Annotated in this window: 11 protein-coding genes; all 11 read right to left on the bottom strand. The window is 51.1% G+C overall.

The window, feature by feature from the left end; translation table 11 throughout:
* A partial coding sequence (gene traR, locus E0D98_RS20975) for a conjugal transfer protein TraR (protein ID WP_131890957.1) occupies nucleotides 1–213 on the bottom strand: 213 nt, incomplete at its 3' end.
* 134 nt (nucleotides 214–347) lie between these two features.
* Complete coding sequence (traV, locus tag E0D98_RS20970; RefSeq protein WP_000809868.1) at nucleotides 348–863, bottom strand: type IV conjugative transfer system lipoprotein TraV; 516 nt, start codon at nucleotides 861–863, stop codon at nucleotides 348–350.
* A complete protein-coding gene (gene trbG, locus E0D98_RS20965) occupies nucleotides 860–1,111 on the bottom strand; it encodes a conjugal transfer protein TrbG (protein WP_001038341.1) in 252 nt (83 codons plus the stop codon). Before trbG ends, traV begins: the two co-directional genes overlap by 4 nt.
* Entirely contained in the window at nucleotides 1,104–1,424 is a 321-nt protein-coding gene (locus E0D98_RS20960) for a conjugal transfer protein TrbD (protein WP_001057270.1), read from the bottom strand. The genes trbG and E0D98_RS20960 overlap by 8 nt, the downstream gene beginning before the upstream one ends.
* Nucleotides 1,411–1,998, bottom strand: a complete 588-nt coding sequence (gene traP / locus E0D98_RS20955; protein ID WP_047081597.1) for a conjugal transfer pilus-stabilizing protein TraP — start codon at nucleotides 1,996–1,998, stop codon at nucleotides 1,411–1,413. The genes E0D98_RS20960 and traP overlap by 14 nt, the downstream gene beginning before the upstream one ends.
* Nucleotides 1,988–3,418, bottom strand: a complete 1,431-nt coding sequence (traB, locus tag E0D98_RS20950) for an F-type conjugal transfer pilus assembly protein TraB (protein ID WP_000146622.1) — start codon at nucleotides 3,416–3,418, stop codon at nucleotides 1,988–1,990. Before traB ends, traP begins: the two co-directional genes overlap by 11 nt.
* Complete coding sequence (gene traK / locus E0D98_RS20945) at nucleotides 3,418–4,146, bottom strand: type-F conjugative transfer system secretin TraK (protein WP_001365587.1); 729 nt, start codon at nucleotides 4,144–4,146, stop codon at nucleotides 3,418–3,420. Before traK ends, traB begins: the two co-directional genes overlap by 1 nt.
* Nucleotides 4,133–4,699, bottom strand: a complete 567-nt coding sequence (gene traE / locus E0D98_RS20940; RefSeq protein ID WP_000399759.1) for a type IV conjugative transfer system protein TraE — start codon at nucleotides 4,697–4,699, stop codon at nucleotides 4,133–4,135. The genes traK and traE overlap by 14 nt, the downstream gene beginning before the upstream one ends.
* Nucleotides 4,700–4,720: 21 nt before the next feature.
* Complete coding sequence (gene traL / locus E0D98_RS20935; protein ID WP_000012096.1) at nucleotides 4,721–5,032, bottom strand: type IV conjugative transfer system protein TraL; 312 nt, start codon at nucleotides 5,030–5,032, stop codon at nucleotides 4,721–4,723.
* Between the two features lie 14 nt (nucleotides 5,033–5,046).
* A complete protein-coding gene (traA, locus tag E0D98_RS20930) occupies nucleotides 5,047–5,406 on the bottom strand; it encodes a type IV conjugative transfer system pilin TraA (RefSeq protein ID WP_000991521.1) in 360 nt (119 codons plus the stop codon).
* A 32-nt stretch (nucleotides 5,407–5,438) separates the two neighbouring features.
* Nucleotides 5,439–5,654, bottom strand: a complete 216-nt coding sequence (traY, locus tag E0D98_RS20925) for a conjugal transfer relaxosome protein TraY (protein WP_032083173.1) — start codon at nucleotides 5,652–5,654, stop codon at nucleotides 5,439–5,441.
* Nucleotides 5,655–5,656 lie beyond the last annotated feature (2 nt).

Raw genomic sequence — 5,656 nt, 5'->3', positions numbered from 1 at the left:
GTGTTTTCTCTGTTTTTCCTGAAACGCCTGACATTCAACGCACAACGTCACACCGGGAAATATTTTCCTCCTGGCTTCCGGAATAGGATTTCCGCATGCCTCACAGAGATAAACAGGAATACCATGAGCATTTATTTTCTGGCGTATCCGGTTTATTCCTGTCATGGTCAGTTGTTCTGTCACTGAATATGCTTCATCGACTTCATCACTCACGGAATATTCCTCCCGACATGTTCTGACACGCTACCGCCCATCCCTTTTCACGCACAGGGCACTCGTTTTACAGGCAGATTTTGAATACAGAAAGGCCGCCGGCATTGCCGACTGATATACAACTTCAGGGCCAGTTAATTAATGCGTGGTTTTCCCCACGCAGACGGTTTAATAACAAAAAACACGCTGGATGGCTGATGATAAACATCCTGATTATCAATATAAGGCGCTATCCATAATGCTGCCGTCTGCTCACCCGTTCTTAGCGGACGGGGAGGTGTTACCGGCGCAACTGAACTGACCGGAACAATCGTTTTCACTTCCCGGGCAGCGGTAAACAACGGACGTGGTGCCAGCAGTTTCTGCTCCGGAAGTTTCGTCACCGCAGGTCTGCTGCCGGACGGAGTGGTCGCAGTGACGGTCTGCACCGGCATTGTCCGGAAGTTCCCGTCAGCCAGGCGCGGCAGTGATGCCGCAACCGGCTTTGCTTCTGAGGACTGCTCCAGTTTTTTGGCCTTCTCATTGGCCTGCTCCATCGTCATACAGGTATCGGATGTGGTGGCATCACACTCAAAATCGGAGTTCGTTCCGGCACAGCCGGAAAGTAATAACGTCCCCAGCAGCGGAATAAATAAAGAAATCTGTTTCATTGTCCCTCACCTTTCTCATCGCAGTTCACAAAATCATTCTTCAAATCCCTGACCGTACAGGTTTTTACAATGTCAGGATTTTCAAAAACCGTATTCCGTGATGATTTATAAACATATGCCACAATGCGTTTCCCACCCGCATCAGGTTCTGGTGCACTGACTTCACATAACGGAGGTGTTATTCCGGACTCATACAGCACCGGATAATTTATTTTTTTGACGCTGCCATCAGAAACCAGCTTATTCATCGAAGGGTTCCTTATATTTCTGAATAATTCTGTCGATTAGTTCTTTCACCGGAACAGATTTTCCGCCACCGGATTGTCCGGCAACCACAATATGCCCCGGAGAAGAAAATAAGCTCATCGACATACCCTTCTTCATCACACCGACAGCAGCCATATTAAAATTGTGCGGCAATGATTCAGAACTGAATTCCTTCGGTGCAGGAAGTACGATTCTTGTGGCGCAGTTACTGAGAACAGCATGCATAAAATCATCTGATACGCTTTTATCTGGTACAGAGCGGGCAGTAATAACATGAATATTACGCATGTTCATTTTTATCTCCGTTATTTCTGTTTGTTCTGTCATCAGGAAAATAAACAGGGCATTTACTGATTTTTCCCGGCAGGGAAGCATCTTCAGCAAGTACTTCCCTCAGTCGTTCATCTGCGGTTCCCACCCGGACACATTTCATTTTTCCGGGCCACATCGGATATTTCCCGGTGCCTGCCGCAAACGACATATACATAAGTGCCAGCGTTGCCCAGAATGCGGTGACCAGTTGCATCAGTGACCGGTCAGTCTCCCTGGCATACTCTGTGGCTCCAGCATTGCGGTAATGGCAGATTTCTTTTTCTTCTGCTCCGGGAAGGTCTGAGGAAGAAAACCGGCATTCACTGACCGGAAACTGCCCGGCAGTGGCTGTCTGTCTTACAAAGTTAATCTCCTGAACCAGTAATTTCCCCGGCGTGGTGTTGTCCTTCCATAAAACAAATAACGCCATCAGGGCCATTGTGGCCAGTGGCAGAATGACGGTGTATTTCAGACACCAGAACACTCCACGCAGAACCCGGGCGACAACATACCGGGCGGCATGGCACGCCTGACGGGACGACGTATTATTTGCCATCGTTGCCCCCTTCCTGACCACCGGACATAAACTGCTGCGGATTCAGGTCGCCCAGCTGCTTCAGCATCTGGTCGGTATTCAGACCATTCAGGTGACTCTCTGCGGATGGCGGATTCGGCACGGGACTTCCCGGGTTACTCTCTTCCGCCTGCCCCTGTGCCTGCTCCAGCGCCATCTCTTCCACGGTTTTCAGCTGGAAACCGTCCTGGAACACCACGGTCACTTCATTACCCGCCCCGATGGGTATCACCGGGTGATACTGCTCAGCGCGTTTGATGTAGTAGTCACTGAGTGTCTGTGCCGCTTTCGATGCACCGCCACCGATCCCCATTTTCAGGACATCGCCGGCCCCGTAAGCGGCAGTGGCTCCCAGCCCGACAGCTGGCTGTGAAGCTCGCTCCATTCCCTGACCGATACCGTCAACAAATCCCGCGCCCCATGCCCAGCCGAGGATTTTGCCGTTACGCATCACCACTTCACCCTTGATACCGTTTTTACCCCGGAAGCTGACATGCCCTTTAACCGGCATATCGATGGTTTTACCCTCCTTCAGGCAACTGATATTGCGGGTACGCACGATGGCACGCTCACTGGACACATCCCCCCAGGCTTCCAGCCCAACAAAGCATCCCGTTGCGTCATAGGTTTTGCTGTTCGGCATTTCCACCAGACCGGTGATACGCAACTGCATCGGCACCGTGGATTCATTACCGGTGACAGAGGCATTGGCATCCGCCCCTTCAATCAGAATGGCTTTCGCAAAACTGCCTGACGGAATGTACGGCAGGGACGGACCTTGCTTTGTGCCAGCATCATAGCTGAACGTTTTACGCTGTATCCGGTTCGGCACCGGCACAGACTGGTACGTCACCTGTGGCGGCGGCGTGACTCCGTTGCCCGGATAGAACGCGGTGGGCGGTGGCACTGCACCTGCCCCCTGCGGCGGAAAAGCAACGGGCGCATTACCGGGCTGAGGCTCCCCCTCCGGACCGGGAGGGGATGCCGGCATCTGTGGAACTGGCTCTCCGGTCACTGTAACGGGATTCGCGCCCAGGGCTTTCACCTGCTCTGCCAGCGCAGCATTCTCCTGCCCCAGCTTTTCAATGCGACGCTGGTCATCACCACGCTGTTTGTTCAGAACATCCATCTCACGACGGATTTCCTCATACTGCTTCTGCATCTGTGCCGCCGTCACCTGCATCTCTGTCGTGGCATGCTGACGCACCTTGTCATCAAAGGTGGTATCCACAACACCGGTCATATCCGGCACAGGCTCCTGCCCTGCAACGGCATCAGTGTTCCCGGACATATCCATATCAGACAGATAAAGCGCACCACCAATTGCTGATACCGATCCGACAATCACAATCCCCAGCCACAGGAACTGCTTGCGTTTCACAATGGTGTTGATACTGGCCATCAGTTGCCCTCCCCGTCACGAATGACGTACACATCCATACGGGCAGCGGCCAGTAACTGGCTGACAGGCTGGCTGAACATCACCGCCCGTGTTCCCGGCTGCCAGAAGTCACTTTCCCGGATATTCAGCGCAGACAGCGTTTTATTTTCCACGGTAAAGCGCACCATCTTCAGGTGATTCCCCGTCCATACGGCTTCAGCTTTTGCGGACATTCCGGCAGGGGCCTGCAGGGTTTCCTTTGTCACGGGGATCTGATACCAGCCTTCTGGCATTTTTCCGGCACGGACCGCCTGACTGATGGAAACCAGCAGGGATTCGTAAGGCGTGGATGTTTCCCATGCACCGGCAGTTTCTCCTGTTCCGCGCAAATCGCTGACCAGCTGAATGGTACGCCCGGCTCCTTCACGGGGAACGGCCTGAATGGAAAGATTAAGACCACGTTCTGTTTCCAGAATGAACGTAAAAGGCTTTTTGTTGACGGTGGCCACCACCACACCACCGGATGCAGTCTGCTCATTATTGGTCAGCGCACCATCCAGACTGTTCACGGCGATAATCCGGTCTCCGGGGACGGTAAACAGATTCGGGCTGGTATTACTGATAGCAATACTTGCCTGACCGCCATTGACCATCGGAACCACTGTAGGTGCCAGTGTGCCGTTTCCTGCCAGCACGCTGCCGGAAAAAAGCAGGCAGGCGGATATTATTACTGTCTTATTTTTTCTCATCGTCTGTTTCCCCGAAATTATCCAGCCAGGTCACCCCGTTTTCCCGTTTCAGAATAAGAATGTAATGTTTGATATCAGTGAAAGGTTCGGAGTTACCAATCCATGTTTTCCGAATCCCACGGATTTCCACACGACCATATTGTGGCCAGACACGAACACTGGTCTGGAAAAAAGCAGAATTCACGTTATCTTTTTTGATGAGCTTTGCTTCTTCGGCCAGAATCACTTTCATCTTATTCTGCGCGCCAGGACGGATATACTGCAGAAGTGCCTGGTGAGAAGCATCGACGATTTCCGGTGAGACATTCAGGCGCAGGGCAATAAACGCCAGCGCCATCTGCTGCAAAAAAGAGGCATCAGCACTGTTCTGTGATACCGCAAAGGGCATATTAAATCCCATCGGTGTCACGGCTGTACGCTGTTCATTCTGAAGGCGGTAATTATTCACCCCCTGAATCACGTTAACAGTCAGACTGAGAACAATGAGCAGGGACATAAATATAAAAGCAATGGCCAGTACACGACTGGTACTTAAGCGGGCACCGTGTTCCATATAACAATCCAGGTATCAGTTCTATTTAATCCACTGCCGGAAACACGAATCAGGAACATTATGAAAAATACCGCGCAGCAGGACTGTTGGCATATACCAGTAAATAAGATCCCGTAACCAGGAGCTGCCCCGCCCTTTTTTCAGTTTTTTTATCCCGAAATAAACCAGAACCGCCGCACCAATACCGAACAGATATTTCGATGTTTCGATACCCCAGCCAATACAGATCGCTGCGGGGATCAGTTCATCCAGTGGCAGGCCAAACCAGCGGCTCTGGTTGGTCAGTGTTTCCGGGAAACGATATTTCTTAATTTTATTCTCGTCTCCCGACATCGTTTTATTTCCTGTCAGAGGCCAACGACGGTCATACCCACAGCAATAAATACAGATATGATGGCAAAACCGGCCAGGAACTTGACGTTTTTGGTCATCATGTACATGACCGCCCCGACCAGCACTTCAGCCAGAACGACCCATTTAACAATACTGGAGTCCTTACCAAAGGTGGCTTTGACGGTGTCATTCCCGGACTGCATGAGGTCCTGACCGCCAGCAGCCAGGGCCATCTGAGGGAAGAACATCATCAGCACAGCAGCCGGGATCACAGCACGAACCAGGCGAAGCATATTCAGACGCGTGAATTTAGAAAAAAACGATTTCTTTTCGACGGGCGCAGAAGCACCCTGAACACTCAAAATAGCATTCATAAGTTACCTCTATTGTGGATAGATTAATAAACTTAAAGATCTTTAATTATCGAATCAGTTTCCCCTGTTCCCTCCTTTATTGCATCCAGATTATAAAAGTCAGGAAAACGGCTCAGATGATCACGTAATCTGACTAGCACCTCATTAGTTTTTGTTCTCCCGCTACGCTCCCGGGCACCTAAGAGCTTGTGATTAGTAGCATCGTCCAATACCAGTAAAACTTTATTGCCCGGAGCAGGCCTTATTATAT

This window comes from Escherichia sp. KCJ4928 (genome assembly GCF_004352695.1).
Classification (GTDB): Bacteria; Pseudomonadota; Gammaproteobacteria; order Enterobacterales; family Enterobacteriaceae; genus ECMA0423.
The sequence above is the reverse complement of the archived record's forward strand: the minus strand, read 5'-3'. Positions and strand labels throughout refer to the sequence as shown.